The organism is Microvirga pudoricolor, from assembly GCF_016892705.1.
In the GTDB taxonomy this organism is placed as follows: Bacteria; Pseudomonadota; Alphaproteobacteria; order Rhizobiales; family Beijerinckiaceae; genus Microvirga; species Microvirga pudoricolor.
Window position 1 is genome coordinate 104,937 of the sequence record NZ_JAFEMB010000002.1, and the last position, 24,475, is coordinate 129,411.

The window sequence follows — 24,475 nt, forward strand, 5'->3', positions numbered from 1 at the left end:
AGCCCGGGGGTTTCACGGACGTCCGTCGGTCTCGCGGTAGAACAGCATTCCGCCGTGATGCAGCACATCGTCGATGAACTCGCCATCGGCGGTGAAGCCGGTGTCGTCCCAGTAGTCGATCTTGGTGCCGCGCACCTCGTAGCGCCCCTGATAGGCGCTCCTGCGGTTCCCTCGGGCCTCGTCGTAGCGGCCGTTCGGGAGAAGCTCCTGGCGGATGTGGCCGTCCTTCGTGACCCACATGCCGAGATAAGGATGGCCTGTCATCGTCGTGTCCTGAGTTTGCGGTTGAGACGGGTTCGTCGCTTGTCCGTGCGCCCATGGCGCAATGGCTATCGCGGCGACGAAAGCGAGAGGAACGATGGATTTCGGCATCGGATGGCTTCCGTGTCAGTGCGGGCTTGCGACCGGGCGGACGACGATCTCGCTCACATCCACCTCCGGCGGCTGCTCGATCGCATACCGGATCGCGCGTCCGATGGCGGCGGGATCGATCGCGTTCTTTCGGAAGTCCCGCATGGCCTCGCGGGCCGTCTCGTCGGAGATCGTTTCGGCGAGCTCGCTCGTGACGACGCCGGGCGAGATGACGGTGACCCGCAACCTGTCGGTCTCCTGGCGCAGGCCGTCGGAGATCGCCCAGACCGCGTATTTGGTCGCGCAGTAGACGGCCGCCGTGGGCGAGACCCGATGGGCACCAATGGACGCCACGTTGACGATGTGCCCGGAACCTCTGGCCTCCATGGCGGGCAATACGGCGGCGATGCCGTTCAGAACGCCCTTGATGTTGACGTCGATCATCTGGTCCCACTCGTCGACCTTCAACGCTTTGAGAGGGGACAGCGGCATCACGCCGGCGTTGTTGACCATGACGTCGATGCGGCCGAACTCGTCCAGCGTCGCGTTGACGACCCTGACGAGGTCGCCTCGGGACGTGACATCGAGCGGGTGGGCGCGTGCCACGCCACCGGACGCCTCGATGCGGCTGACGAGGTCTTGCAGGCGTTCGGTTCTGCGCGCCCCGACCACGATCGTATGCCCGGCCTTCGACAATTCCAGGGCCACGGCCTCACCGATTCCGCTGGATGCGCCCGTGATCACGACAATCTTGCTCTCGGCCATCTGGTTCTCCTCTTATGCTCCGGGGACCGGGCTCATCGAATGCCGGGCCCCTCCTTCCCTTCGAGAGGTAATCGACCTTGCTTGCTCGTTCGAGTTGCCAATCACGAATGATGCGTTCAGTATTTGTCACCAATGAACCTCGATTTGGCAGGCATCACGGTTTTCGTCACCGTCGCGGACGCAGGCAGCTTCCGGGCGGCCAGCGAGCGGCTTGGCGTGACGCGGTCCGCCGTCAGCCAGTCGATCCGGCGCTTGGAGGAGCGGATGGGCGTCGCGCTTCTCCAGCGGACCACCCGAAGCGTTCACCTGACCGAAGCCGGGGATCGGCTCTACCAGGCGGTACGCCCCGCCCTGGACGATTTGGGCGCCGCGGTGGAGGCCGTGGGCGAAACCCGCGACCGGCCGAGGGGAACGCTGCGCATCACGGTCTCATCTATCGCGGAACGGTTCCTAAGCGGCTCCCTGCTGGCGGGCTTTCTGGCCGCCTATCAGGAGATCCGCCTCGACATCACCGTCAGCGACGAGGAGTTCGACATCGTCGCCGAGGGGTTCGATGCCGGCGTGCGCCTCGGCGAGGTGATCGAGCAGGACATGGTCGCCGTTCCCGTGTCGGACGAACAGCGTCAGCTCGTCGTGGGATCCCCGGCCTACCTGGCGCGGCACGGCAGGCCCGAGCACCCGAGGGAGCTCTCGGAGCACCAATGCATCGGCTGGCGCCCCAGTCCGCGGGTAGCGCCGTATCGGTGGGAGTTCGGCGAGGACGGACGCGACTTCGACGTGGCCGTGAACGCTCGAGTGAACACCAACGACATGCGAGTGATGATCAGGCTCGCCTGCGCGGGCGCGGGCCTGACCTTCGGCATGGAGGAGACCTTCAGGCCCTATCTCGCGCGGGGCGAGCTGATCCCGCTGCTTCAGGACTTCTGCCCGCCGTTTCCGGGCTTCTATCTCTACTACCCGAGCCGCAGGAACGTGCCGCCGAAACTGCGCGTCCTCATCGATCATCTGCGTCGGAACCGACGGCGGGACCCGCCCGCCGTACGATCCTGACGGCACGGCCGAGCCGTTGCGGTCACTGTGTCTGCGGGACGCGGGCGATGACCTTGATCTCGAAATCGAACCCCGCGAGCCAGTTCACGCCGACGGCGGTCCAGTTGGGATAGGGCTTCTCGGGGAACGCCTTGTCCTTCGCCGACAGGACGACGCCGAACTGCGTCTCGGGATCGGTATGGAAGGTCGTCACATCCACGATGTCGTCGACGGTGGCACCCGCCGATTTCAGGACTTCGGACAGGTTGGCGAAGGCGAGCTGCACCTGCTTTTCGAAATCGGGCTCGGGCGAGCCGTCCTCCCGGCTTCCCACCTGACCCGACACGAACAGGAGGTCGCCCGATCGGATCGCGGCCGAATAGCGGTTGATCTCGTAGAGGGCCTGCCGGCCGGCAGGGAAGATAGCTGTGCGTTGGGACATTCGTGTTCTCCTCGGATTGGGCGGCTTGCTGCCCCGTCGGCAGCCGACGGTGGCGGCCATGGCGGCTGAGCCCGAGATAGCTCCAGCCTATTCCCATGATTAGACGTTGCAATCGGCATGGGCCGATGCAAAATCGCCATCAATGATGCGCCCCTCCCTCAACGATCTCATCGCCTTCGTAGCGGTTGCCACCCATCGCAGCTTTCGCAGGGCGGCCGAGGAGCTTGGGACCGCGCCCTCGACCCTGAGCCACGCCATGCGGGCCTTGGAAGAGCGGCTGGGCGTGCACCTCCTCCACCGGACCACCCGAAGCGTCTCGCCCACAGAGGCGGGGGTGGAACTGCTCGGACGCCTGCAGACCACCTTGGCCTCCCTGGACGACGCGCTGAATGCCGTCACAGCCTTCCGGGGCCGCGTGGCAGGTACCGTCAGGATCAATGCCCCGCGGCTGGCCGCCGTCCTTCTCGTTCGCGACATCCTCCCGCGCATGGCGACCCGGTTTCCCGACGTGACCGTCGACGTTGTGGTGGAAGGCCGGCTGGTCGATATCGTGTCCGGAGGGTTCGATGCCGGCGTGCGCCTGACCGGGACGATCCCGAAGGACATGGTCGCCGTGCCGCTCGGGGAGCCGATCGGATTCGTCTGCGTCGCGTCGCCTGCCTATCTGGCTCGGGCGGGTGAGCCCGAAACGCCCGACGACCTCCAACATCACCGCTGCATCGGTCACCGCTTTCCTGGCGGCAGGCTGTATCGCTGGGAATTTGAACGCGCCGGGCAGGAACTGACCGTCGACGCCATGGGTCCGCTCGTGCTCGACGATGAGGAGTTGATGGTCGAAGCGGCCCTACGGGGCCTGGGCATCGCCTATGTGGCGACCTGGGCCGCCGAGGAATGCATCGCCGACGGTCGACTGCTCCCGATCCTGTCCTCCTGGATGCACAAACCCGAGCAGGCCGCGGTCTACTACCCCGGCCATCGCGCCGTTCCGCCTGCGCTGCGGGCCTTCCTCGACGTGGTGAGGGACGCAAGGCCCGTGGCGCCTTAGGCCTCGCGCCCACCATCATGGACGCCTTCGAGCACCTTGCGGGAACGCAAGCGGCGTTGCCGCGGGCCGGTTCTCGACATCTCGCGCCGTAGCCCATACGTGTTTCGGCGTGGATGCGGAGAGGACGGGATGGACAAATCGTTCGGGCCGAAGCGAGAGCACGCCCTCACCCGGGAGGCCTTGCAGGACGGCTTCGTCGATGCCCTGATCGCGCGTTCGGGAACGACCCTGCGGGTCATGAGCGACGACGAACGCCGGCAGTCGCTCGAAGCCACCCTCGCGGCCCGGCCCGTGGCGGGCGATGTGTGGCTGTTCGGCTACGGTTCGCTCATCTGGAATCCGGCCTTCCGGTATGTCGAGCGGCAAGCCGTGTCGATCCGGGGCTGGCACCGCCAATTCTGCCTGTCGACTCCCATCGGACGCGGCACGCCGGAGCGGCCCGGCTTGGTGCTAGGTCTGGATCGCGGCGGGGCGTGCAGGGGCGTGGCATTCCGGATCGACAGCGCCTCGGCGCACGACGAGCTCGAACTGGTCTGGCGCCGCGAGATGGTCACCGGCTCATACGTGCCCCGGTGGGTCAGGCTGCAGGGGCCGGAGATGCCCCCCACCACGTACGGCATCGCCTTCACCATCAACCGCGCGGCTCCCAATTATGTGCGCCCTGTCTCCGAAGCGAGCACCGCGCAGGTCATCGCGACCGCCTGCGGTGCCCTCGGAACGTGCAGTGATTATCTCTTCGACACGATCCAGGGCCTGGAAGGTTTCGGAATCCGTGACGGACACCTCGAACGGATCGCGCGTCTGGTGAACCAGGCACAGGCTTGATCGCCGTCCGGCGAAGCGGGATCCTCCCGCGAAACCCGCCGTCGCATCTGGATCGTGGGCGCCGCTCCGCCACATTCACCCCGGCGCCGTGACACCGCCCTTCCGCGAAAAGAGGATCCCATGGAATACACGAAGCTCGGCCGGACCGGCCTCGACGTCTCCAGGCTGTGCCTGGGCTGCATGAGCTACGGCGAGCCTGATCGAGGCGCGCATCCCTGGACACTCCCGGAGGCCGAGAGCCGCCCCTTCATCCGCCAGGCTCTCGATCACGGGTTCAACTTCTTCGATACGGCCAACGTCTATTCGGACGGAACCTCCGAGGAGATCGTCGGCCGCGCCCTCAAGGAGTTCGCTCGGCGCGAGGACATCGTTCTCGCCACCAAGCTGAACGGGCGCATGCGGCCGGGACCGAACGGGGCCGGCCTCTCCCGGAAGGAGGTCTTCACGGAAACCGATGCGAGCCTGAAGCGCCTCGGAACCGACTATATCGACCTGTTGCAGATCCACCGATGGGATCCCTCGACGCCGATCGAGGAGACGCTCGAAGCCCTCAATGACGTGGTGCGGGCCGGCAAGGTTCGCTACATCGGCGCGTCCTCCATGTATGCCTGGCAGTTCGCCAAGGCGCTGGCGCTGTCCGAGAGGCATGGCTGGGCCCGTTTCGTTTCGATGCAGAACTACGTGAATCTCCTCTACCGGGAGGAAGAGCGGGAGATGCTGCCTCTATGCCGGGCGGAAGGCATCGGCGTGATTCCGTGGAGCCCTCTCGCAAGGGGGCGCCTCACACGGGACTGGGACGAGACGAGCGCGCGCTCCGAGACCGACGCATTCGGCAAGACCCTCTATGCCGCAACCGCCGATGCGGATCGCAAGGTCGTGGAGGCCGTGGCGAGGGTCGCGGCGCAAAGGGGCATTCCGCGCGCGCAGGTCGCACTGGCCTGGGTCCTGGCCAAGCCGGGCATCACCGCCCCGATCGTCGGCGCCACCAAGCCGCATCATCTTGACGATGCGGTGGCGGCCCTATCGGTGGAGCTGACACAGGACGAGATCTTGGCGCTCGAGGAGCCGTATGTGCCGCATGCGGTCACAGGGTTCTCGTGATCCCGGTGCCGATGCGGCGAGTGCTCAAAGTTTGGTCATGGGAGCGCTCACAGGTTCGGCATCAACGCGAAACTCTACGGGGCGCAAGCGGTTGAACCGCCGTCCCGGCACGACGCTCCGCCGTTCCGGGAAGCCCTGTGACAAAAAGAGGATCGCATGTCGCCCATTTTGTTTGAGCTGTTGCCCCTCCTTGGGGCCTTTTCGATTTTCCTGGCGATCTGCTCCCTCGAAGGAGCTCCCTAGCCACGGCCTTGCCGCCGCACTTGCAATCTTCGGCCGGATGGCCAAGCTCCCGACGGACTCTCCGGATTGCACCAGCTCCGGAGCGAGAGTGGAGCCGGCTTGCCGATGGACCGTCCTTCCATCCCTGAAACCCACACCGACCCGTCGGTTTCGGGCGTCGCCCTGAAGGTCCAGATCGTCGTCATCGGCGCCGGCCAGGCCGGCCTGTCGGCGGCCTATCATCTCAAGAAGATGGGCCTCGTGCCCCACAAGGGCTTCGCGGTCCTCGATCGCTCCCCGGAGCCTGGAGGCGCTTGGCAATACCGCTGGCCGTCACTCACCCTGAGCACTGTCAACCGCATCCACGACCTGCCGGGAATGCCTTTCTCCGATGCGCTCGATACGAACGACGCGGAGGTGCGGGCGAGCATTGCCGTCCCGCACTATTTCGCCGCTTACGAAGAGCGTTTCGCGCTTCCGGTCTACCGCCCCGTGACAGCGACGGTCGTCTGTCCGAGGGATCCCCTGTTCCGGGTCGAGACGGATCGAATTCAGCTCTCGGCCCGGGGCATCATCAACGCGACGGGGACCTGGGAGAACCCCTACATTCCGGAGATCCCCGGCGCGGCGCGGTTCCAGGGACGCCAGTTGCACACCAAGGATTTCCGCACGGCCGGTGAATTCGCAGGCCGGCACGTGATCGTCGTGGGCGCGGGCATCTCGGCGATCCAACTCCTCGACGAAATCTCGCGCGTGACCGCGACCACATGGGTGACCCGCCGGGAACCGACATTCCGGGCGGGTCCGTTCGACGAGGAGGCCGGCCGCGCGGTGGTGGCTGCCGTGGAGGACCGCGTGCGCCATGGCCTGCCGCCCGCCTCCGTCGTCTCGGTGACCGGGATCCCGCTCTCCCCGGCTGTCGAGGCGATGCGGGCTCGGGGCGTGCTGAACCGGCGCCCAATGTTCAGCGAGATCGTCGAGGACGGCGTCCGCTGGGCGGACGGGACCATTCTGCGCGCCGACGTGATCTTGTGGTGCACCGGGTTTCGAAGCTCTCTCGATCACTTGGCGCCCCTGATGCTGCGGGAGCCCGGCGGGGGCATCACCATGACAGGACGTTTGGCCACTCAGGTGGCCCGGGACCCGAGAGTGCATCTGGTGGGCTACGGCCCTTCCGCGTCCACCATCGGGGCGAACCGGGCAGGCCGGGCCGCCGCCGAGGAGATCATCGCCTTCTTGGGACTGCCCTGACGTGACCTCACGTGATGCCGGAACCAAACTCGCGTAAGGGTTTTGAGTGGCGGGCTGGCGCTGCTTCCAGAACTCGGCAAAGCCTTTCATCAGGCTGCGACGCCCCATCACCGATCGCCGCGAGGAGGAGCCCGACGCACCCATGACCGACGCGACCGGCAGACACCCCTTCCTGTTGACCACCGCCGCGCCCAACCGGCGCCAGCGGCGGCTGGCCTGGGGCATTCTCGCGGCCTTGGCATGCGCATTGCTCGTGGCGGCGCCGTTCGCGCGCCTGATCCTGCCGGGGACCGAAATCGTGATCCCGGCCTACGCGGCGGCCGCTTTTCTGGTGGAGATTCTCACGTCCGCCCTCCTGTTCGCGCTGTTTTCCGTCGACCGCTCCCGCTCGGTCCTTCTCCTGGCCACGGGCTACCTGCTCTCGGGGCTCCTCGTCCTACCCTGGGCGCTGACATTCCCGGGCGTGTTCACGCCGCTCGGCCTCGACCCCGACATTCAGGTCACGCCCCTGATCGCCGCCGTCCGGCGACTCGGCTTCGCGGGTATCATCCTCGCCTATGCGCTGGCAAAGAAGGGCCGGCCGGGCGACCGGATCCGCGGCCCCGTGGGCCGGGTGATCGCGGGGCGCGTCGCACTGGTGCTCGCCGGAGCGGCCGGCATCGTGCTCCTGGCCGTGCTTGGGGCGGGCCGGTTGCCGGCCTTCATGCAGGACGCCAGAAACGTCACGCCGCTCTGGAGCGTCGTCCCGGCAGCCTCCGTCGCTCTCTACTCGGCGGGCCTTGCGGCACTCTGGACCCGTTCGCGCTCCACCCTCGATCTCTGGCTCATGGTGGTTCTGGGCACGCTGCTGATCGAGATCCTCCTGATCTCCTATCTCGGCGGCGCGACCCGCCTCAGCGTCGGCTGGTGGGCCGGCCGCTTTTTCGGACTGGCGTCCGCCAGCGTGGTTCTCCTCGTCCTCCTGTCGGAGACCACGACCCTGCTGGCTCGGCTGGCCCGTTCCGTGCGTTCGGAACGCCTGGCCCGCGAGAGCCGGCTCACCGCCATGGAGGCCCTGTCGGCCTCGATCGCCCATGAGATCAACCAGCCCCTTGCGAGCATGGTCACCAGCGCCAGCGCCGGCTTGCGTTGGCTCGACAAGGACGTCCCGCGCGTCGGCGAGGCGCGTTCGGCACTGGAGCGCGTGGTGCGGGACGGGCATCGGGCCCGGGACACCGTCGACGGGATCCGGAACCTCTTCAGGACGGACACCCGGGAGCGCGTTCCCGTGGACCTCAACAGGCTCATCGAAGGGATCGTTCGGCGATCCGAGGAGGAGACGCGTCTCGGACAGGTTTCCATCGAGACCCGCCTTCAGCAAAGTCCCCTTCCCGTCACGGCGAATCCGTTGCAGATGGAACAGGTCGTGTCGAACCTCGTGGCGAACGCGGTCGATGCCCTGAGCACGGTCACCGACCGGCCGAGAATCGTGCGGGTGACGACGCGTTCGCAGGGGGGATCGGCTCTCGTGACCGTGGAAGACACGGGCCCCGGGATCGCGGCCGATATCCGAGACAGGATCTTCGATCCATTTTTCAGCACGAAGCCGGAGGGCATGGGCATGGGGCTGATGTTCAGCCGTTCGATCGTCGAAGACCATGGCGGGCGGCTCTGGGCATCCGACAACCGCCCGTCCGGGGCCGTCTTTCACTTCACCCTGCCAAGCGGACCCGCATCCGGCGCGGAGGCAGGCCGGTGAGCCGGGAGGGAGCGGTGGTGTTCGTCGTGGACGACGATTTTTCCGTCCGCGAGTCCATCGAGGATCTCCTGCGTTCGGTCGGCCACGACGTACGGTCCTACGATTCCGTCGCGGCCTTCCTGGAAGACCGCCGGGTCGATCATCCGGCCTGCCTCGTGCTGGATGTCCGCCTGCCGGATACGAGCGGGCTGGAGTTCCAGCAGCTTCTGCTCACTCAGGGGATGAATCTCCCCATCGTCTTCATCACGGGGCATGGCGATATTCCGATGTCGGTGGCCGCCATGAAGGCCGGCGCCATCGAGTTTCTCACCAAGCCCTTCCGTGACCAGGACCTCCTCGACGCGGTTCATGCGGGCATCGCCCTCGACCGCCGCCGCCGGGCGGACGAGGAGACGCTGGCTTCCCTGAAGGAGCGCCATGCCTCCCTAACGCCCCGCGAGCAGGAGACCATGGCGCTGGTCGTGAACGGACTCATGAACAAGCAGATCGCCGCGGCGCTCGGGTTGAGCGAGATGACCGTGAAGGTGCATCGCGCACATGTGATGCGCAAGATGAACGCCGCCTCACTGCCGGAGCTCGTGCGCATCGCCGACAGCCTCGCCGGGATGACCACAAGGGCGTAGAGACCCGACACCACAGTTCAATTGAACACAGGGCCCCGGCCTTGCCATGGTCTGCGCGGCGCCGAAGCTGCGGTGCCGTCACCCGGACGAGACGTCAGGCTCCACGGGGCTCGGAAAGGTTTCCCGGATGCCGGGCGTCCTGATGATCGCAATCGTGGATGACGACGAATCCGCCCGCGAGGCGGCTGTCGACCTGGTCAAGGCCCTTGGATTTCGCGCTTCCGGGTTCGGATCGGCTGCTTCGTTCTTGGAGTCGGAGGATCTGAGCCGGATGGATTGCCTGATCGCGGATGTACGCATGCCCGGCATGAGCGGGCTCGATCTTCATCTCACCCTGGCCGGATCCGGTGTCGCCATTCCGACGATCCTCATGACGGCCTATCCGGACGAGTATGCCCGGCGGCAGGCGCTCGTGGTGGGCGTCAAGCGCTACATCCGCAAACCCTTGGAGCCCGAGGAACTCCTCTCCTGCATCCGCGCCGCGGTCGGCCATGCCGCCGCGTCGGGAAACGGGGACCCCCAACCCTCCTGAGGCGCTCCCGCCCAACCCTCGATCCATGAAGGAGAAGACCATGACCACCAAGGCCACCCCGACCCCTGGCGCGCAGCTCGTCTCGCCCGCCGACCACACCCTGATCATGATCGACTTCCAGTCGCAGATGGCGTTCGCCACCAAATCGATCGATGCGGTGATGCTGCGCAACAACGCGGCTCTCGTGGCTCATGCGGCGGCGGGTTTCGGCGTGTCGACCATCCTGACGACCGTTGCGGAGAAAAGCTTCTCGGGACCGATGTTCACCGAGATCACCGATGCGTTTCCGGGTCAGGCGCTGCTCGACCGCACGTCCATGAACACCTGGGAGGACGCCCCGGTCATCGAGGAGATCAACCGGATCGGCAAGAACCGGATCGTCCTGTCTGGGCTCTGGACGTCCGTTTGCATCATCGGCCCTGCCCTGTCGGCCCTCGACCAGGGTTTCGAGGTCTACGTGATCGCCGATGCCTGCGGCGACGTGTCGGAGGAGGCCCACGAACGGGCCATGGAGCGCATGGTCCAGGCGGGCGCCCGGCCCATGACGGCGCTTCAGTACCTCCTGGAGCTCCAGCGCGACTGGGCGCGAGCCGGCACCTACGACATGACAACGGGTATCGCCAAGAAATACGGCGGCGCCTACGGGCTCGGTATCATCTACGCGAAGTCGATGTTCGGCGCGAGCGAGGGATCCCACTCCCAGGCGGCCGAATAGCCCTCACGGGCGGGCCCGGCGCCGGGCCCGCCCGGACATCCATCTCGGCCCGCCCGGCAGGATAGGGAACCTCACATGTCCACCCCCCAAGACCGCATTCCAGACCGCAGCGCGGACCTCACCCCTAACCGCCGCATCGTCGTCGGCGGGCTCGGGGCGCTGGCGGCCGGGCTCGGCCTGCCGCACAGCCTGGAGGCGCAATCCATGAACACGACCGCAGACCTGATCCTGCTCAACGGCAAGATCACGACCCTCGACCGCGAGAAGCCGGAGGCCTCCGCGGCGGCCATCCGCGACGGCGTCTTCATCGCGGTAGGCGCCGAGACCGAGGTGGTGCCCCTCGCCGGCCCGGCTACGCAGCGCATCGACCTCAGGGGACGCCGCGTCATTCCGGGGCTGATCGACAGCCACATGCACATCATCCGCGGCGGCCTGAACTACAACATGGAGCTGCGCTGGGACGGCGTGCGCTCGCTGGCCGACGCCATGCGCATGCTGAAGGAACAGGTGGACCGGACCCCGGCCCCGCAATGGGTGCGGGTCGTCGGCGGCTTCACGGAGCATCAGTTCGCCGAGAAGCGCCTGCCAACGCTCGACGAGATCAACGCGGTGTCGCCCGACACGCCCGTCTTCATCCTGCACCTCTACGACCGTGCCATCCTGAACGCCGCAGCCCTGCGCACGGTCGGCTACACCAGGGACACCCCCAACCCGCCCGGGGGCGAGATCCAGCGCGACGCGCAGGGCAACCCCACCGGTGTACTCATCGCCAAGCCCAACGCCACGATCCTTTATGCGACCCTGGCCAAGGGTCCGAAGTTGCCGCCCGAGTACCAAAAGAATTCGACGCGCCATTTCATGCGCGAGGTCAACCGCCTGGGCGTGACCGGCGTCATCGACGCGGGCGGCGGATTTCAGAACTACCCGGACGATTATGCCATCATCGAGGAGCTGCACCGCGACGGCCAGCTCACGGTGCGCCTCGCCTACAACCTCTTCACGCAAAAGCCCAAGGAAGAGCTCAAGGACTTTCAGACCTGGGCGTCGCAGGTGAAGCCCGGCCAGGGCGACGACCTCTATCGCCACAACGGCGCGGGCGAGATGCTGGTCTACACCGCCGCCGACTTCGAGGACTTCAAGTTCGAGCGGCCCGACATGCCGCCGTCCATGGAAGCGGACCTCGAACCGGTGGTGCGGCTCCTGGCCGAGAACCGCTGGCCCTGGCGCCTGCATGCCACCTACAACGAGACCATCACCCGCGCCCTCGACGTGTTCGAGAAGGTCAACCGGGACGTTCCCCTGCAAGGCCTGAACTGGTTCATCGACCATGCGGAGACCATCGACGACCGCAACATCGACCGCATCGCGGCGCTCGGCGGCGGCATCGCGGTCCAGCACCGCATGGCCTTCCAGGGCGAGGACTTCGTGGCGCGCTACGGCAACAAGGCGGCCGAGCGGACCCCTCCGATCCGCCGCATGATGGAAGCCGGCGTCCCGGTCGGAGGCGGCACCGACGCGACCCGCGTGGCCTCCTACAACCCGTGGGTTTCGCTCTCCTGGTTGGTGACGGGCAAGACCCTCGGCGGACTGACCCTCTATCCCGCCGCGAACAGGCTCGACCGCGAGACCGCTCTGCGCCTGTGGACCGAGGCCAATACCTGGTTCTCGAACGAGGTCGGCAAGAAGGGACAGATCAAGACCGGCCAGCTCGCCGACCTGGCGGTTCTCTCGGACGACTATCTCACGGTGCCGGAGGATTCGATCCAGGACATCACGTCCGTTCTGACGCTGCTCGGCGGAAAGCCCGTCCACGGCGATGCCGAGTTCAAGTCCCTCGGGCCCGCCCTGCCGCCGCCCATGCCCGATTGGTCGCCAGTCGGCCGTTTCGGCGGCTATCAGAAGCGGGCCGAGAGCGCCGACCAGGCCAAATACGCCTTCGCGGCCGCGTGCGGCTGCGCGAGCAGCTGCGGCGTGCACGGACACGCACACGTGGGGGCCTGGACCGCCAGCGTCCCGGCCTCCGATTCCCGGTCCTTCTGGGGAGCGCTGGGCTGCTCCTGCTGGGCGTTCTGAGGAGGTATCATGCCCGACATCGCCCTGCCCCGCCCCATCGCCAGAATCCTCGACCTCCCGGCCGCCGACTACGTCGTCCGCCTCGCGCTGGCCTCTCCGTTCCTGATCAGCGGGATCGTGAAGCTCTTGGATTTCGGCGGCGCGGCCGGCGAGGTCGCCGGGCTGGGGCTGCAACCGGCGGCGCCCGTCGCGGCGGACGTGATTGCCGCGCAGCTCGGCGGGTCGGTTCTGTTCCTGACCCGCCGCTATTGCTGGCTCGGAGCCGGGATCCTGGCCGTGTTCACGGCCCTCGCCACGCTCGTGGCGCACCCGTTCTGGGCGTTCGACGGGCCCGACAGGGGCCGTCAGACCGCAACCTTCTTCGAACATGTCGCCATCGTGGGCGGATTGGCGGCTGCGGCCATGACCGTCCATGGCGCGAGGCCGGGACGATGACCGGATCGTCAACCCCTGCGGCCCATAACGGCGACTCGCCGCCGCCCGGCACCTTCGCGCCGCTGCACCACCGTCTCTTCGCCGTCATCTGGGCCGCGACCGTCCTGGGCAATATCGGCACCTTCATGCGGGATGTGTCCTCGTCCTGGCTCGTCACGGACCTCTCCGCCTCACCGGCAGCGGTGGCGATGATCCAGACCGCCGGAACGCTTCCGGTCTTCCTGTTCGCCATCCCGGCGGGCGTCCTGTCCGATATCCTGGACCGCCGGCGCTTCCTCCTCATAATCCAGGTCGGGCTCGGCCTCGTCAGTTCCTCGCTGGCCTTCCTGGCCTGGACGGGCAACGTGACGGTCGAGAGCCTCGTCCTGTTGACCTTCCTCGGCGGCACGGGCGCGGCCCTCGCCACTCCGGCCTGGCAGGCGATCACGCCGGAACTGGTGCCCAAGGCCGAGGTGAAGGGCGCCGTGGCGCTCAATTCGCTCGGCATCAACATCGCCCGCTCCATCGGTCCGGCCCTGGGCGGATTCATTCTGGCGGCCCTGGGCGCGGCAGCGGTCTACGGCCTCGATGTGCTCACCTACGTGATCGTCAGCGCCGCCCTGCTCTGGTGGCGCCGGGAGGCCGATGCCGATACGGGCCTTCGCGAGCAATTCGGCGGTGCCCTCAGGGCCGGGCTCCGTTATGCCCGCGCCAGCCGGGACCTTCACCGCATTCTGTGGCGCGCAGTCCTGTTCTTCGCCATGTCGAGCGCCGTGTGGGCGCTCCTGCCCCTCGTGGCGCGCCAGGAGATCGGAGGCGGTCCCGGCTTCTACGGCCTCCTCCTCGGCAGCGTCGGCGCGGGTGCCATCGGCGGGGCTCTCCTTCTCCCGCGAGCACGGGCGCGCCTCGGTCAGGACGGGCTGGTCCTCGCGGCATCGCTGACGACGGCCTGCGCCACCGTCCTGCTGGCCCTGACCGACCTCGAGATCGTGGCCATCGTGGCCACCTTCGTGCTCGGGCTGGCCTGGATCGCCATGCTGACGACCCTCAACAGCACCATGCAGGCGATCTTGCCCAACTGGATCCGCGGTCGCGGCCTGGCGATCTATCTCACGGCCTTCAATGGGGCCATGGCGGCCGGAAGCTTGGGCTGGGGTCTGGTCGCCCAGGAAATCGGGGTCGACGCCACCCTTCTCGTCGCCGGGGCCGGTCTCGCGACGGTGGCGTTGCTGGCCCATCGCGCGAAGCTGCCCTCGGGGGAAGGCGATCTCACGCCATCTCAGCACTGGCCCGAGCCCGCCATGGCCGAACCTGTCGCCCACGACCGGGGACCGGTAATGATCACGATCACCTACAGCATCCGGCAATCCGATCGTCCGGCGTTTCTCGCGGCCCTGTATCGGCTGTCCGAGGAGCGGCGCCGCGACGGCGCCTATGCCTGGGGCGTCTCCGAGAACGCCGCCGATCCCCAGCACATCGTCGAATGGTTCTTCGTCGAATCCTGGGCCGAGCACCTGCGCCAGCACAAGCGCGTCTCGAAGACCGACGCCGACATCCAAGCCGCGGCGCGCCGCTTCCACCAGGGGCCGGACGCCCCTAAAGTCGAGCACTTCCTCGCGGTCGACAGGCCATCGGGGAAGCTCATCAGAACGTGATGAAGGAGACCATGCCGATGACCGGATCACATAGCCCTCCCGTCACCATGACCCGACGCGATGCCCTAGCGGCGGCAGCCACGCTCTCGGCCTCTCTCGCCCTGACCGGCCCGTCAGACGCGGCCACACCTTCCACCCAAGCGCAAGGAGCACAGACCATGGCGACAGTCACGACCAAGGACGGCACGGAGATCTTCTACAAGGATTGGGGCCCGAAAGACGCCCAGCCGATCATGTTCCATCACGGCTGGCCGCTCTCGGCCGACGATTGGGACGCCCAGATGCTCTTCTTCCTGCATAACGGCTACCGGGTCATCGCCCATGACCGGCGCGGGCACGGACGCTCTGCACAGGTGAGCGAGGGCCATGACATGGACCACTACGCCGCCGACGCCTTCGCGGTGGTGGAAGCGCTCGACCTGAAGAACGCCGTTCATATCGGTCACTCGACCGGCGGCGGCGAAGTGGCCCGCTACGTGGCCAAGCACGGCGAGCCCAGCGGCCGCGTCGCCAAGGCCGTGCTGGTGAGCGCCGTTCCGCCGCTCATGCTCAAGACCTCGAACAACCCCGAAGGCCTGCCGATCGAAGTGTTCGACGGCTTCCGCAAGGGTGTCGCCGACAATCGGGCGCAGCTCTATGTCGACGTGGCGTCGGGGCCGTTCTACGGCTTCAACCGCGACGGCGCGAAGGTCTATCAGGGCGTGATCCAGAATTGGTGGCGCCAGGGCATGATCGGCTCGGCCAAGGCCCATTACGACGGCATCAAGGCGTTCTCCGAAACGGACCAGACGGAAGACCTCAAGGCGATCACGGTTCCGACCCTCGTCATGCATGGCGACGACGACCAGATCGTCCCGATCGCGGACGCCGCCATGAAGTCGATCAAGCTCCTGAAGAACGGCACCCTCAAGGTCTACAAGGGCTTCCCGCACGGGATGCTGACGACGCATGCCGACGTCATCAACCCGGACCTGCTGGCCTTCGTGAAGGGCTGAAGCGGCGCGACTGCCGGACGCTCCCGCGCGAGCCAAGGCGCGGGAGCGTCGAGCAATTGCTAAGGCAGGCTGCCTCGGCACGTTTGCCGGCAGGTTCCGGGCGGCTGCCTGATCGGGCCGACGAAAGGAAACCTCGAGGGCTGAGCGCTTCTTGGTGTGTTCGTCGCGGGATGCTCCAAGGATCGCCTAAACCCGTTCCGGCACCGAGCCGCCGACCCGCTCCGCGGGTTTCCCCGCATTCCACAGGATGTGAACAAAGCAAGAACATTACTCTGGCCGACCCCATCGCGGGACGATACCGTCGTTCGTCTCAATGGGAGGTGACGATGACGGTTCGGGCGCAAGCCGGTGACGAGGCGGATGACAGGGATGCCGACGTCGCGGCGGTGATCCAGGCCTGCGGCGGCGATCCCAAAGCTGCCGTCAGGGCCCTCCTGATCGAGCAGGAGATCCTCGAACAACGCATCGGGCGGCTAGCGGCGGCTCTGTCGTTCGGATACGTCCGCGGCCGAACCGACGCCACGCTCGGCGAGAACCGCTGACCCGCAGATTCGGCGAAGGGCTCGTCCGCCGGTTCGGGACGTCCTTCAGGAGCCGGACACGCCCGCGACCTGGGCACCTGGCGACCCGACATCGGCAGGCGCAGGCGCCCCTGCTCCGTTCATGGCTCTGCGCTGCTCCGCCATCTCGCTCACGGCGCTGCGAAGAGCCGGATGGCGGCCCATGAACTGGTTGAAATCGCGGTTTTCCAGCACCAGGAACTGGCAATAGTCGATCGCCGTGACGTCGGCGTTCCGGCGTGCATCGTCGACCAGCGCCATCTCGCCGAAGAACGCGCCATGGTCGAGCCGGATCTTCCGGTCGCCGACCGTCACCTCCACCGCGCCGGAGGAGATGAAATACATCCCGTCGGGGCGGTCTCCACGCCGGATCACCCGCTCGCCCGGCGCCGCAGATTTGGGCCGGAACAGAAGCAGCAGCTCCTCCTGCTCGTGACGATCGACCAAGGCCAGCACCGGGAAGGTGGCCAGCAGCGCCTGAAGCTCCAGGTCTCTTTCCCGATCCCGATCCTCGCTGCGTTTGCGGTTGGCCTCCAGCTCGGCCTCCAGGGCATGATAGCGCTTGAAGCCGTAGTCGGCCGCCCGCGACGGGTTGTCGATGCCGAGCCGCTTCCTGATCTTGTTGACCACATGGAACGACAGCGGGTTCAGGGTGATCGACAGAAGCGCTCCCGCCAGGATCAGGTCCCGACCTTCGTTCGGCAGCAGGCCGAGGGCCATGCCGAGGCCCGCCAGGATGAAGGAGAATTCGCCGATCTGGGCGAGGCTCGCGGCCACGAGCAGGCCCATGTTGAGCGGATACCGCAGGGCCAGCACAATGCCCAGGGCGATGAGCCCCTTGCCGATCACGATGAGAGCGAGAACAAGGAGCACCGAGAGCGGGTCGCGGACCAACACCATCGGGTCGAACAGCATGCCGACGGAGACGAAGAACAGGACCGAGAAGGCGTCCTGCAACGGCAGCGATTCCTCCGCGGCCCTGTGGCTGAAGCTCGATTCGCTCAGCACGACCCCTGCGAAGAAAGCGCCAAGCGCGAAGGACACTCCGAAGACCTTGGCGGAGCCGTAGGCGATGCCGATGGCAAGGGCCAGCACCGACAGGGTGAACAGTTCACGGCTGCCGGTTCGCGCCACCTGCTTTAGGAGATAGGGAACCACCTTGGGCCCGAGCAGGATCGCCAGCGCGACGAAGAGGGCGACCTTGCCGAGAGTGACCGCAAGGGTCATCCAAACGGGTCCCTCGGCAATCGGCGCCGCGTGGGCGCCCGACCCCGTCGCCGCATGCCCGCCCAGGACCTCGGCGAAGGCGGGGAGCAGCACCAGGGTCAAGACCATGGCGAGATCCTCGACGATGAGCCACCCGACCGCGACTCGTCCATTGGAGCTTTGCAGGAGGTTGCGCTCCTCGAGGGCCTTCAGCAGGACGACGGTGCTGGCCACCGACAGGGTCAGGCCGAAGACGATGCCCTCGCCGAGGGTCCAGCCCCAGAGATGGGCGAGCCCCGCGCCCAATGCCGTCGCCGCAACGATCTGTCCGACGGCGCCCGGCACGGCGATGCTGCGGACGGCCATGAGGTCACGGACCGAGAAGTGGAGCCCAACCCCGAACATGAGCAGGATCACGCCCATCTCGGCCAGTTCGGCCGCCAGGGCGCCGTCGGCCTCGAAGCCCGGCGTGAAAGGCCCCACGCAGATCCCGGCGACGAGATACCCGACGAGGGGCGGCAGGCGAAGGCGGTCGGCCAGGTAGCCGAACGCAAACGCGAACACGAAGCAGACGGCGACCGTAGCGATGAACGTGGCTTCGTGCATGGAATCCTGCCGAGTGTGGAGTTTTCCCCTTCTAAGGCATAGTTCCGTCCTGGGCCAACGGCAGACTTACGCTGCGGAGCTAGGGCGGGTCGCAACAGGCCGCCCCCGGATCGGCGTGTCCCGTCCCGCCTGCGCGGCACAAAACCTGCGGGGACGGCTTTGCAAGTCGCGGCAAGGCGTGGGATGGTCCGCTCCCCGATGTTTCGACGAGACCTTGCGCACTGCCATGACCGCCACGACTCCCCTTTTCCGTGAAGATGCCTATCTGGAATCCTGCCCGGCGACCGTCATCGAGGTGACGCCCGAGGGCGGCGTGGTTCTGGATCGGACGGTATTCTACGTCCAGGGCGGGGGCCAGCCCGGCGATACCGGCGCGCTGCGGGCCAGCGACGGCCGAGAGATCCCGGTGACGAACACGGTCTATTCGAAGGACAGATCGCAGATCCTGCATCTCGTGGCGCCGGAATCGGCGGCTGCGTTCAAGGCCGGCGATCAGGTCGAGGCCAAACTGGATTGGCTCCAGCGCTACCTGCGCATGCGGGTCCACACGGCCCTCCATCTGCTCAGCGTCGTCCTGCCCTATCCAGTCACGGGCGGCGCGATCGCCGACGGCGAGGGGCGGCTCGACTTCGATATCCAGGAGGCGGGCCTCGACAAGACGGACCTGACGGAAAAGCTCAACGCCCTGGTGGCCAAGGATGCGGCCGTCACGGACCGGTGGATCACGGACGAGGAGCTCGACGCCAATCCGGGCTTGGTGAAAACCATGTCGGTCAAGCCCCCGCGCGGCTCGGGCAAGGTTCGGCTCGTGGAGATCGAGGGCATCGATCTCCAGCCTTGCGGCGGCACCCATGTGCGCCGGACGGGCGAGATCGGCATCGTGGTGGTGACCGATATCGAAAAGAAGGGAAAGCAGAACCGCCGGGTTCGCATCTCCCTGGCCGAGTGAGGCCGAACTCCAACCGTGAGAATCACCATGGCCGATCCATTCGTCACCACCGCCTGGCTGCAGGACCACCTGAACGACCCGGATCTCGTGGTCGTCGACGGCTCCTGGTATTTGCCGGGACAGAACCGCGACCCGCAGGCGGAATACATCGCCGGACACATCCCCGGCGCCGTGCGCTTCGACATCGATACGATTCGGGACGTCTCCTCCCCGCTGCCCCACATGTTGCCGAAGCCTGAGAGCTTCGCCGAGGCGGTCGGCCGCATGGGCATCACCAACGATACCCGGATCGTCGTCTATGACGGCTCAGGGCTGTTCGCGGCCCCGCGCGTCCGGTGGATGTTTCAGCTCTACGGCGCCCGCGACGTGTCTCTTCTCGAAGGCGGCTATCCGGCCTGGCAGCGCGAGGGGCGGCCGGTGGAGACCGGCGAGGCCCGAACCCGGCAGGCCCGGACATTCCAGGCCACCTTCGATTCGTCGGTCGTGGCAGGCGTCGACGAGGTCCAGGCAGCGCTTCGGGACGGGGACGCCCAGGTGGTGGACGCCCGGCCAGGAGACCGTTTCCGGGGCGAGGCTCCGGAGCCGCGTCCGGGCGTTCGCGCCGGCCACATCCCCGGCAGCCACAGCCTGCCCTTCAGCGACATCGTGCAGGACGGACGGCTGAAGGATCCGGCCGGAATCCGGGAAGCCCTGACGCAGGCCGGAATCGATCCGGCCAAGCCGGTGATCGCCAGCTGTGGCTCCGGCGTATCGGCCGCGATTCTGTCGCTCGCCCTCGAGACCACGGGCAAGCCGGCTCAAGCGATCTATGACGGGTCCTGGGCCGAATGGGGCTCACGGGAAGACCTGCCCGTCGAGACGGGTCCGGGCGGAAGCCGCAAGCGCTGACGAAAAAAGCCCCGGTCGAACCGGGGCTTTTTTGAGCGGGGTCGCTCCGGCCGATCCCTAATGCAGGATCTGGCTGAGGAAGAGCTTGGTGCGTTCGTGCTGCGGGTTCTTGAAGAACGCGTCGGGGGTGTTCATCTCGACGATCTGGCCCGCGTCCATGAAGATCACCCGGTCGGCCACCTGGCGGGCGAAGCCCATCTCGTGGGTCACGCAGAGCATCGTCATGCCCTCTTCGGCAAGGCCCACCATGGTGTCGAGCACCTCCTTCACCATCTCGGGATCGAGGGCCGAGGTCGGCTCGTCAAACAGCATGATCTTCGGGCTCATGCACAGCGAACGGGCGATGGCCACGCGCTGCTGCTGACCGCCGGAGAGCTGGCCCGGATACTTGTTGGCCTGCTCCGGGATCTTCACCCGGGTCAGGTACTTCATGGCGACCTCTTCGGCATCCTTCTTGGGCATCTTCTTCACCCAGATCGGAGCCAGGGTGCAGTTCTCCAGGATCGTCAGGTGCGGGAACAGGTTGAAGTGCTGGAACACCATGCCGACCTCGCGGCGCACCTCGTCGATGCGCTTGAGGTCGTTGGTGAGTTCCGTGCCGTCCACGATGATGCGGCCCTGCTGGTGTTCCTCCAGCCGGTTGATGCAGCGGATCATCGTGGACTTGCCCGACCCGGAGGGTCCGCAGATCACGATGCGCTCGCCGCGCCGGACGTTCAGGTTGATGTCGCGCAGCACGTGGAACTCGCCGTACCACTTGTTCACGCCCAGCATCTGAACGGCGGGCTCGGCCCGAGGATCGACGGTCGCGGAGGTCTGGATTGCGTTTGCTGTCGTTGCCATGGTGCTCACCGGTTCTGACCTGCCGCAAGACGACGCTCGACTCCGAGGGAGTAGCGAGACATGCCCCAGCAGAAGATGAAGTAGAAGAAGGCCGCGAAGGCGTAGCCCGTATAGCCGATCGTGGGAGCCGACCAGCTGGGATCGATGCGCGACGCCTCGATGGTCTTGACGAGGTCGAAGATGCCGACGATGGCCACCAGCGACGTGTCCTTGAACAGGCCGATGAAGGTGTTGACGATGCCGGGGATCACGATCCGCAGGGCCTGCGGCAAGATGATGAAGACCATCATCTGCCAGTATTTTAGGCCGAGCGACATGGCGCCCTCGTACTGGCCCTTCGGCATCGCCTGGAGGCCGCCGCGCACCACCTCCGCCATGTAGGCGGAAGCGAACAGAGCCACGCCCACGAGGGGCCGCGCCAGCCGGTCGATGGTGATGTCGCCGGGCAGGAAGAGCGGCAGCATCGTGTTGGCCATGATCAGCACGGTGATCAACGGCACGCCGCGCACGAACTCGATGAAGATCACCGAAGCCATGCGGATGATGGGAAGGCGAGACCGCCTCCCCAAGGCCAGCAGGATGCCGAAGGGCAGCGAGAACACGATGCCCACGGTCGCCACGATGAGGGTGACGAGGATGCCGCCCCACAGGCCCGTAGGCACGTGGTCGAGCCCAACCCAATCGGATCCCAGCAGCAGGATAAAGGACAGGACCGGGAACACGATGAAGAAGTAGACCGCGCCGACATCCCGGCGGGGCGCCTTCAGCCACAGGAGCCAGACCACGCCGATGGCGAGGAGCACGAACCAGACGTCGACACGCCAGCGCTCCGTGATCGGATAGGACCCGTAGATGAAGTAGTTGATCTTATCCCACACAAAAGCCCAACAGGCGCCGACCGGATGGCCGGCGGTTTCCGCCCGGCAGGCATCCCGGTCCGTGCCGGTCCAGACCGCATCGATGAAGAGGAACTTCACAAGGGGCGGAATGGCCACATACAGCAGGTAGAAGACCACCAGCGTCAGGATCGTATTCGGAATGCTGGGGAACAGATTCTCCCGCATCCAGGCGATGGGGCCCCGCGCCAGATTCGGCGGCGGCAGGGCCTCGTGGGACTTGGTCTGGATGAAGACCGGCGTTTCGACGGAGGATGACATGGTTGCGCTCCTACCGTTCGACGATCGCCACGCGGCGATTGTAGATGTTCATCACGAACGAGGTCACGAGGCTGATCGTCAGGTAGACCGCCATGGTGATGACCACCACCTCGATCGCCTGGCCGGTTTGGTTCAGCACCGTTCCCATGAAGACCTGCACGAGGTCCGGATAGCCGATGGCAACAGCCAGCGACGAGTTCTTCGTGATGTTGAGATACTGGCTCGTCAGCGGCGGAATGATCACCCGCATGGCCTGCGGGATCACCACGAGGCGCAGGTTTTGGGCGGAGGTGAGCCCCAGGGCCGAGGAGGCTTCGGTCTGTCCCTTCGAGACCGCCAGGATGCCGGCTCGCACCACCTCGCCGATGAAGGCCGCCGTGTAGGTGACGAGCCCGAGAAGGAGCGCCACGAACTCGGGATAGACCGTCATGCCGCCGCGTAGGTTGAAGGTGCCCTTCACGGGTACGTCGAAGCTGATCGGATTGGCCCCGAAAAGGGCGAGCAGGATCCACATCAGGACCGGCAGGCCGACGACGAAGCCCAGCGAGATCCAGTTGATGGGGTAGAGCTTGCCCGTGGCGGCCTGTTGCTTCCAGGCCCAGCGCCGGAACAGGATCGTGGCCACGACACCCACGGCGAGGGCGACCCAGATGACCCAGGCGTCGCCCGCGAAGAGCGGCTTGGGCATGAAGAGGCCGCGGGCGTTCAGGAAGAAACTGTTGCCCACATTGATGGAATCGCGCGGCTGCGGCAGCGGCGCCAGGACGGCGTGGTACCAGAACAGCAGCTGAAGCAGCAGAGGAATGTTCCGGATCGTCTCCACGTAGACCATCGCGACCTTGGACACGATCCAGTTCTTCGACAGGCGCGCGATGCCGACGATGAAGCCCAGGATGGTGGCGAAGACGATGCCGAAGGCGGAGACCAGGAGCGTGTTCAGGAGGCCGACGATGAAGGCGTCGCCGTAGGTCGAGCCGGCTGCCGAGAAATTGATCAGCGCCTGATTGATATCGAAGCCGGCGGTGTTGTTCAGGAAGCCGAATCCCGACGCGATCTTGGCGCGCTGGAGGTTTTCGGCGGCGTTGGTGACGGCCTCGTAAATGATGAAGGCCACGATCGCCACGAGGACGACCTGATAAAATATGCCGCGCACTTTCGGATCGTAGAGAATCGATCCTTTTGGCGCCTCTTGGGAAACCGTTGTTTGCACTGAACTCCCCCGCCAGCGGATTGGTTGTTTTTGCCGCTCAAACGTTCATGCAAGGATCGCGCCATAAAAGCGCGATGGATAGGAAAAGGGCGCCCGGTCGATCCGGGCGCCCATCCTGGCTTAGCGAACCGGGATGCCGTATTGCAGGCCGCCCTTGGTCCACAGCGCGTTCTGGCCGCGCTTGATCTTCAGGCGCGATCCTTCGCCGATGTTCTTCTCGAACACTTCGCCGTAATTGCCGACGTGCTTGACGATACGGTAGGCCCAATCGTTCGGCAGACCGACGGCCTCGCCGTACTTGCCTTCCGTGCCGAGCAGACGCTTGACCTCGGGGTTCTCCGAGCCCTTCATCTGGTCGACATTCGCCTTGGTGATGCCGAGCTCTTCGGCGTTCAGCATGGCATTATGCGTCCAACGGACGATGTCGCTCCACTGGGCATCGCCCTGGCGGGTCGCGATGGCGAGCGGCTCCTTGGAGATGATCTCCGGCAGAACGATGTGATCCTCGACGTTGGAGGCCTTCAGGCGCTCGGCGTAGAGGCCCGAGGCGTCCGTCGTGAAGGCGTCGCAGCGGCCGGCATCGTAGGCCTTGAACGTCTCGTCCGCGGTCGCGAAAGCCACGACTTCGTACTTCATGTTGTTGGCACGGAAGTAGTCGGCGAGGTTCAGCTCGGTGGTGGTGCCCTGCTGGGTGCAGACGGACGCGCCGTTCAGCTCCTTGGCGGAGGACACGCCGAGCGACTTGCGGACCATGAAGCCCTGGCCGTCGAAATAGTTGATGGCCGGGAACTCGAGGCCGAGCTGCGTGTCGCGGGACATGGTCACCGTCGAGTTGCGGGCCAGCACGTCCACCTCACCGGACTGGAGCGCCGTGAAGCGGTCCTTGGCCGTCAGAGGAATGAAGCGCACCTTGGTCGGGTCGTCGAAGATCGCCGCCGCCATGGCGCGGCAGAAATCCACGTCGAAGCCGGTCCAGTTGCCCTGGGCGTCCGGAACGCCGAAGCCGGCGAGGCCCGGGTTCGAACCGCACTGCACAAAACCCTTCTGCTTCACGCCGTTGAGCGTCGCCTGGGCGGAGGCGCCGGAGGCGATCAAGCTGGCCGTAAGGCCGAAGGCGATCGATACGATGGCCTTTTTCATGTCTTATTATCTCCCAATACATACTTACCGGTGGATCTTTGCTTGGATCCTCCCGGACGTTCCCCGGTGACCTTGTTGAGCCGATCCCTAGGGACGGCACCACATCCATCACATTCCATGATCGATGATCGGTCAAGTCT

General features: G+C 66.3%; 24 protein-coding genes. 16 read left to right on the plus strand and 8 right to left on the minus strand.

The features are described 5' to 3' along the window. Nucleotides 1-12: 12 nt before the first annotated feature. Complete coding sequence (locus ILT42_RS09500; RefSeq protein ID WP_229428557.1) at nt 13-372, minus strand: Atu4866 domain-containing protein; 360 nt, start codon at nt 370-372, stop codon at nt 13-15. Between the two features lie 15 nt (nt 373-387). After that, a complete protein-coding gene (locus tag ILT42_RS09505) occupies nt 388-1,116 on the minus strand; it encodes an SDR family oxidoreductase (RefSeq protein ID WP_204215326.1) in 729 nt (242 codons plus the stop codon). 132 nt (nt 1,117-1,248) lie between these two features. On the opposite strand from ILT42_RS09505, the gene ILT42_RS09510 reads away from it, so the two are divergent. Further along, a complete protein-coding gene (locus ILT42_RS09510) occupies nt 1,249-2,166 on the plus strand; it encodes a LysR family transcriptional regulator (RefSeq protein WP_204215328.1) in 918 nt (305 codons plus the stop codon). A 22-nt stretch (nt 2,167-2,188) separates the two neighbouring features. Here ILT42_RS09510 and ILT42_RS09515 read toward each other — a convergent pair whose 3' ends face one another. Beyond that, nucleotides 2,189-2,587 (minus strand): RidA family protein, encoded by a 399-nt coding sequence (locus ILT42_RS09515; RefSeq protein WP_204215329.1) that lies wholly within the window; start codon nt 2,585-2,587, stop codon nt 2,189-2,191. Nucleotides 2,588-2,729: 142 nt separating this feature from the next. Here ILT42_RS09515 and ILT42_RS09520 point away from each other — a divergent pair, with 142 nt between their 5' ends. The 13 genes from ILT42_RS09520 to ILT42_RS09580 all read left to right on the plus strand — a co-directional run bounded on the left by ILT42_RS09520 (nt 2,730) and on the right by ILT42_RS09580 (nt 16,318). Further along, the gene (locus ILT42_RS09520) at nt 2,730-3,632 is read left to right on the plus strand and encodes a LysR family transcriptional regulator (RefSeq protein ID WP_204215331.1); all 903 of its coding nucleotides are present in this window, start codon (nt 2,730-2,732) and stop codon (nt 3,630-3,632) included. Nucleotides 3,633-3,761: 129 nt separating this feature from the next. Further along, on the plus strand, nt 3,762-4,457 hold the full coding sequence (locus ILT42_RS09525) for a gamma-glutamylcyclotransferase (protein ID WP_204215333.1): 696 nt from the start codon (nt 3,762-3,764) through the stop codon (nt 4,455-4,457). A gap of 120 nt (nt 4,458-4,577) precedes the next feature. Further along, entirely contained in the window at nt 4,578-5,558 is a 981-nt protein-coding gene (locus tag ILT42_RS09530) for an aldo/keto reductase (RefSeq protein ID WP_204215335.1), read from the plus strand. Nucleotides 5,559-5,906: 348 nt separating this feature from the next. Continuing rightward, complete coding sequence (locus ILT42_RS09535; protein WP_204215337.1) at nt 5,907-7,031, plus strand: NAD(P)-binding domain-containing protein; 1,125 nt, start codon at nt 5,907-5,909, stop codon at nt 7,029-7,031. A 142-nt stretch (nt 7,032-7,173) separates the two neighbouring features. Further along, nucleotides 7,174-8,769 carry an ATP-binding protein gene (locus ILT42_RS09540; RefSeq protein WP_204215339.1) on the plus strand — a complete coding sequence of 532 codons (1,596 nt, stop codon included), beginning with the start codon at nt 7,174-7,176 and terminating at the stop codon, nt 8,767-8,769. Continuing rightward, the gene (locus ILT42_RS09545; protein ID WP_324617727.1) at nt 8,766-9,392 is read left to right on the plus strand and encodes a response regulator transcription factor; all 627 of its coding nucleotides are present in this window, start codon (nt 8,766-8,768) and stop codon (nt 9,390-9,392) included. The genes ILT42_RS09540 and ILT42_RS09545 overlap by 4 nt, the downstream gene beginning before the upstream one ends. 127 nt (nt 9,393-9,519) lie before the next feature. Continuing rightward, nucleotides 9,520-9,924, plus strand: a complete 405-nt coding sequence (locus ILT42_RS09550) for a response regulator transcription factor (protein ID WP_204215341.1) — start codon at nt 9,520-9,522, stop codon at nt 9,922-9,924. Between the two features lie 40 nt (nt 9,925-9,964). Then, nucleotides 9,965-10,639 (plus strand): hydrolase, encoded by a 675-nt coding sequence (locus ILT42_RS09555; protein WP_204215343.1) that lies wholly within the window; start codon nt 9,965-9,967, stop codon nt 10,637-10,639. A 75-nt stretch (nt 10,640-10,714) separates the two neighbouring features. After that, nucleotides 10,715-12,712: an amidohydrolase gene (locus tag ILT42_RS09560; RefSeq protein ID WP_204215345.1), complete on the plus strand. Its 1,998-nt coding sequence runs from the start codon at nt 10,715-10,717 to the stop codon at nt 12,710-12,712. A gap of 9 nt (nt 12,713-12,721) precedes the next feature. After that, nucleotides 12,722-13,147, plus strand: a complete 426-nt coding sequence (locus tag ILT42_RS09565) for a DoxX family protein (protein WP_204215347.1) — start codon at nt 12,722-12,724, stop codon at nt 13,145-13,147. Next, complete coding sequence (locus ILT42_RS09570; RefSeq protein ID WP_204215349.1) at nt 13,144-14,781, plus strand: MFS transporter; 1,638 nt, start codon at nt 13,144-13,146, stop codon at nt 14,779-14,781. The genes ILT42_RS09565 and ILT42_RS09570 overlap by 4 nt, the downstream gene beginning before the upstream one ends. 158 nt (nt 14,782-14,939) lie before the next feature. Further along, nucleotides 14,940-15,776, plus strand: coding sequence for an alpha/beta fold hydrolase (locus ILT42_RS09575; RefSeq protein ID WP_204215783.1), 837 nt, complete (start codon nt 14,940-14,942; stop codon nt 15,774-15,776). Between the two features lie 326 nt (nt 15,777-16,102). Then, nucleotides 16,103-16,318 carry a hypothetical protein gene (locus ILT42_RS09580; protein WP_204215350.1) on the plus strand — a complete coding sequence of 72 codons (216 nt, stop codon included), beginning with the start codon at nt 16,103-16,105 and terminating at the stop codon, nt 16,316-16,318. A gap of 45 nt (nt 16,319-16,363) precedes the next feature. Here ILT42_RS09580 and ILT42_RS09585 read toward each other — a convergent pair whose 3' ends face one another. Next, complete coding sequence (locus ILT42_RS09585) at nt 16,364-18,148, minus strand: cation:proton antiporter domain-containing protein (RefSeq protein ID WP_204215352.1); 1,785 nt, start codon at nt 18,146-18,148, stop codon at nt 16,364-16,366. A 226-nt stretch (nt 18,149-18,374) separates the two neighbouring features. On the opposite strand from ILT42_RS09585, the gene ILT42_RS09590 reads away from it, so the two are divergent. After that, on the plus strand, nt 18,375-19,097 hold the full coding sequence (locus tag ILT42_RS09590) for an alanyl-tRNA editing protein (protein ID WP_204215353.1): 723 nt from the start codon (nt 18,375-18,377) through the stop codon (nt 19,095-19,097). A 27-nt stretch (nt 19,098-19,124) separates the two neighbouring features. Then, nucleotides 19,125-19,985, plus strand: a complete 861-nt coding sequence (gene sseA / locus ILT42_RS09595; protein WP_204215355.1) for a 3-mercaptopyruvate sulfurtransferase — start codon at nt 19,125-19,127, stop codon at nt 19,983-19,985. Between the two features lie 57 nt (nt 19,986-20,042). On the opposite strand, the gene ILT42_RS09600 is transcribed toward sseA, so the two are convergent. The 4 genes from ILT42_RS09600 to ILT42_RS09615 all read right to left on the minus strand — a co-directional run bounded on the left by ILT42_RS09600 (nt 20,043) and on the right by ILT42_RS09615 (nt 24,335). Further along, nucleotides 20,043-20,828 (minus strand): amino acid ABC transporter ATP-binding protein, encoded by a 786-nt coding sequence (locus ILT42_RS09600; protein ID WP_324617728.1) that lies wholly within the window; start codon nt 20,826-20,828, stop codon nt 20,043-20,045. Nucleotides 20,829-20,833: 5 nt separating this feature from the next. Continuing rightward, complete coding sequence (locus tag ILT42_RS09605; RefSeq protein ID WP_204215357.1) at nt 20,834-21,985, minus strand: amino acid ABC transporter permease; 1,152 nt, start codon at nt 21,983-21,985, stop codon at nt 20,834-20,836. Nucleotides 21,986-21,995: 10 nt separating this feature from the next. Next, nucleotides 21,996-23,195, minus strand: a complete 1,200-nt coding sequence (locus tag ILT42_RS09610) for an amino acid ABC transporter permease (protein WP_407664549.1) — start codon at nt 23,193-23,195, stop codon at nt 21,996-21,998. 120 nt (nt 23,196-23,315) lie between these two features. Beyond that, nucleotides 23,316-24,335, minus strand: coding sequence for an amino acid ABC transporter substrate-binding protein (locus tag ILT42_RS09615; protein ID WP_204215361.1), 1,020 nt, complete (start codon nt 24,333-24,335; stop codon nt 23,316-23,318). Nucleotides 24,336-24,475: the final 140 nt, after the last annotated feature.

Excerpts from the sequence above, each read along its gene's own strand:
- ILT42_RS09500 (WP_229428557.1), bottom strand. The coding sequence starts at position 372 with ATGCCGAAATCCATCGTTCCTCTCGCTTTCGTCGCCGCGATAGCCATT.
- ILT42_RS09505 (WP_204215326.1), bottom strand. The coding sequence starts at position 1,116 with ATGGCCGAGAGCAAGATTGTCGTGATCACGGGCGCATCCAGCGGAATC.
- ILT42_RS09510 (WP_204215328.1), top strand. The coding sequence starts at position 1,249 with ATGAACCTCGATTTGGCAGGCATCACGGTTTTCGTCACCGTCGCGGAC.
- ILT42_RS09515 (WP_204215329.1), bottom strand. The coding sequence starts at position 2,587 with ATGTCCCAACGCACAGCTATCTTCCCTGCCGGCCGGCAGGCCCTCTAC.
- ILT42_RS09520 (WP_204215331.1), top strand. The coding sequence starts at position 2,730 with ATGATGCGCCCCTCCCTCAACGATCTCATCGCCTTCGTAGCGGTTGCC.
- ILT42_RS09525 (WP_204215333.1), top strand. The coding sequence starts at position 3,762 with ATGGACAAATCGTTCGGGCCGAAGCGAGAGCACGCCCTCACCCGGGAG.
- ILT42_RS09530 (WP_204215335.1), top strand. The coding sequence starts at position 4,578 with ATGGAATACACGAAGCTCGGCCGGACCGGCCTCGACGTCTCCAGGCTG.
- ILT42_RS09535 (WP_204215337.1), top strand. The coding sequence starts at position 5,907 with ATGGACCGTCCTTCCATCCCTGAAACCCACACCGACCCGTCGGTTTCG.
- ILT42_RS09540 (WP_204215339.1), top strand. The coding sequence starts at position 7,174 with ATGACCGACGCGACCGGCAGACACCCCTTCCTGTTGACCACCGCCGCG.
- ILT42_RS09550 (WP_204215341.1), top strand. The coding sequence starts at position 9,520 with ATGCCGGGCGTCCTGATGATCGCAATCGTGGATGACGACGAATCCGCC.
- ILT42_RS09555 (WP_204215343.1), top strand. The coding sequence starts at position 9,965 with ATGACCACCAAGGCCACCCCGACCCCTGGCGCGCAGCTCGTCTCGCCC.
- ILT42_RS09560 (WP_204215345.1), top strand. The coding sequence starts at position 10,715 with ATGTCCACCCCCCAAGACCGCATTCCAGACCGCAGCGCGGACCTCACC.
- ILT42_RS09565 (WP_204215347.1), top strand. The coding sequence starts at position 12,722 with ATGCCCGACATCGCCCTGCCCCGCCCCATCGCCAGAATCCTCGACCTC.
- ILT42_RS09570 (WP_204215349.1), top strand. The coding sequence starts at position 13,144 with ATGACCGGATCGTCAACCCCTGCGGCCCATAACGGCGACTCGCCGCCG.
- ILT42_RS09575 (WP_204215783.1), top strand. The coding sequence starts at position 14,940 with ATGGCGACAGTCACGACCAAGGACGGCACGGAGATCTTCTACAAGGAT.
- ILT42_RS09580 (WP_204215350.1), top strand. The coding sequence starts at position 16,103 with ATGACGGTTCGGGCGCAAGCCGGTGACGAGGCGGATGACAGGGATGCC.
- ILT42_RS09585 (WP_204215352.1), bottom strand. The coding sequence starts at position 18,148 with ATGCACGAAGCCACGTTCATCGCTACGGTCGCCGTCTGCTTCGTGTTC.
- ILT42_RS09590 (WP_204215353.1), top strand. The coding sequence starts at position 18,375 with ATGACCGCCACGACTCCCCTTTTCCGTGAAGATGCCTATCTGGAATCC.
- sseA (WP_204215355.1), top strand. The coding sequence starts at position 19,125 with ATGGCCGATCCATTCGTCACCACCGCCTGGCTGCAGGACCACCTGAAC.
- ILT42_RS09600 (WP_324617728.1), bottom strand. The coding sequence starts at position 20,828 with ATGGCAACGACAGCAAACGCAATCCAGACCTCCGCGACCGTCGATCCT.
- ILT42_RS09605 (WP_204215357.1), bottom strand. The coding sequence starts at position 21,985 with ATGTCATCCTCCGTCGAAACGCCGGTCTTCATCCAGACCAAGTCCCAC.
- ILT42_RS09615 (WP_204215361.1), bottom strand. The coding sequence starts at position 24,335 with ATGAAAAAGGCCATCGTATCGATCGCCTTCGGCCTTACGGCCAGCTTG.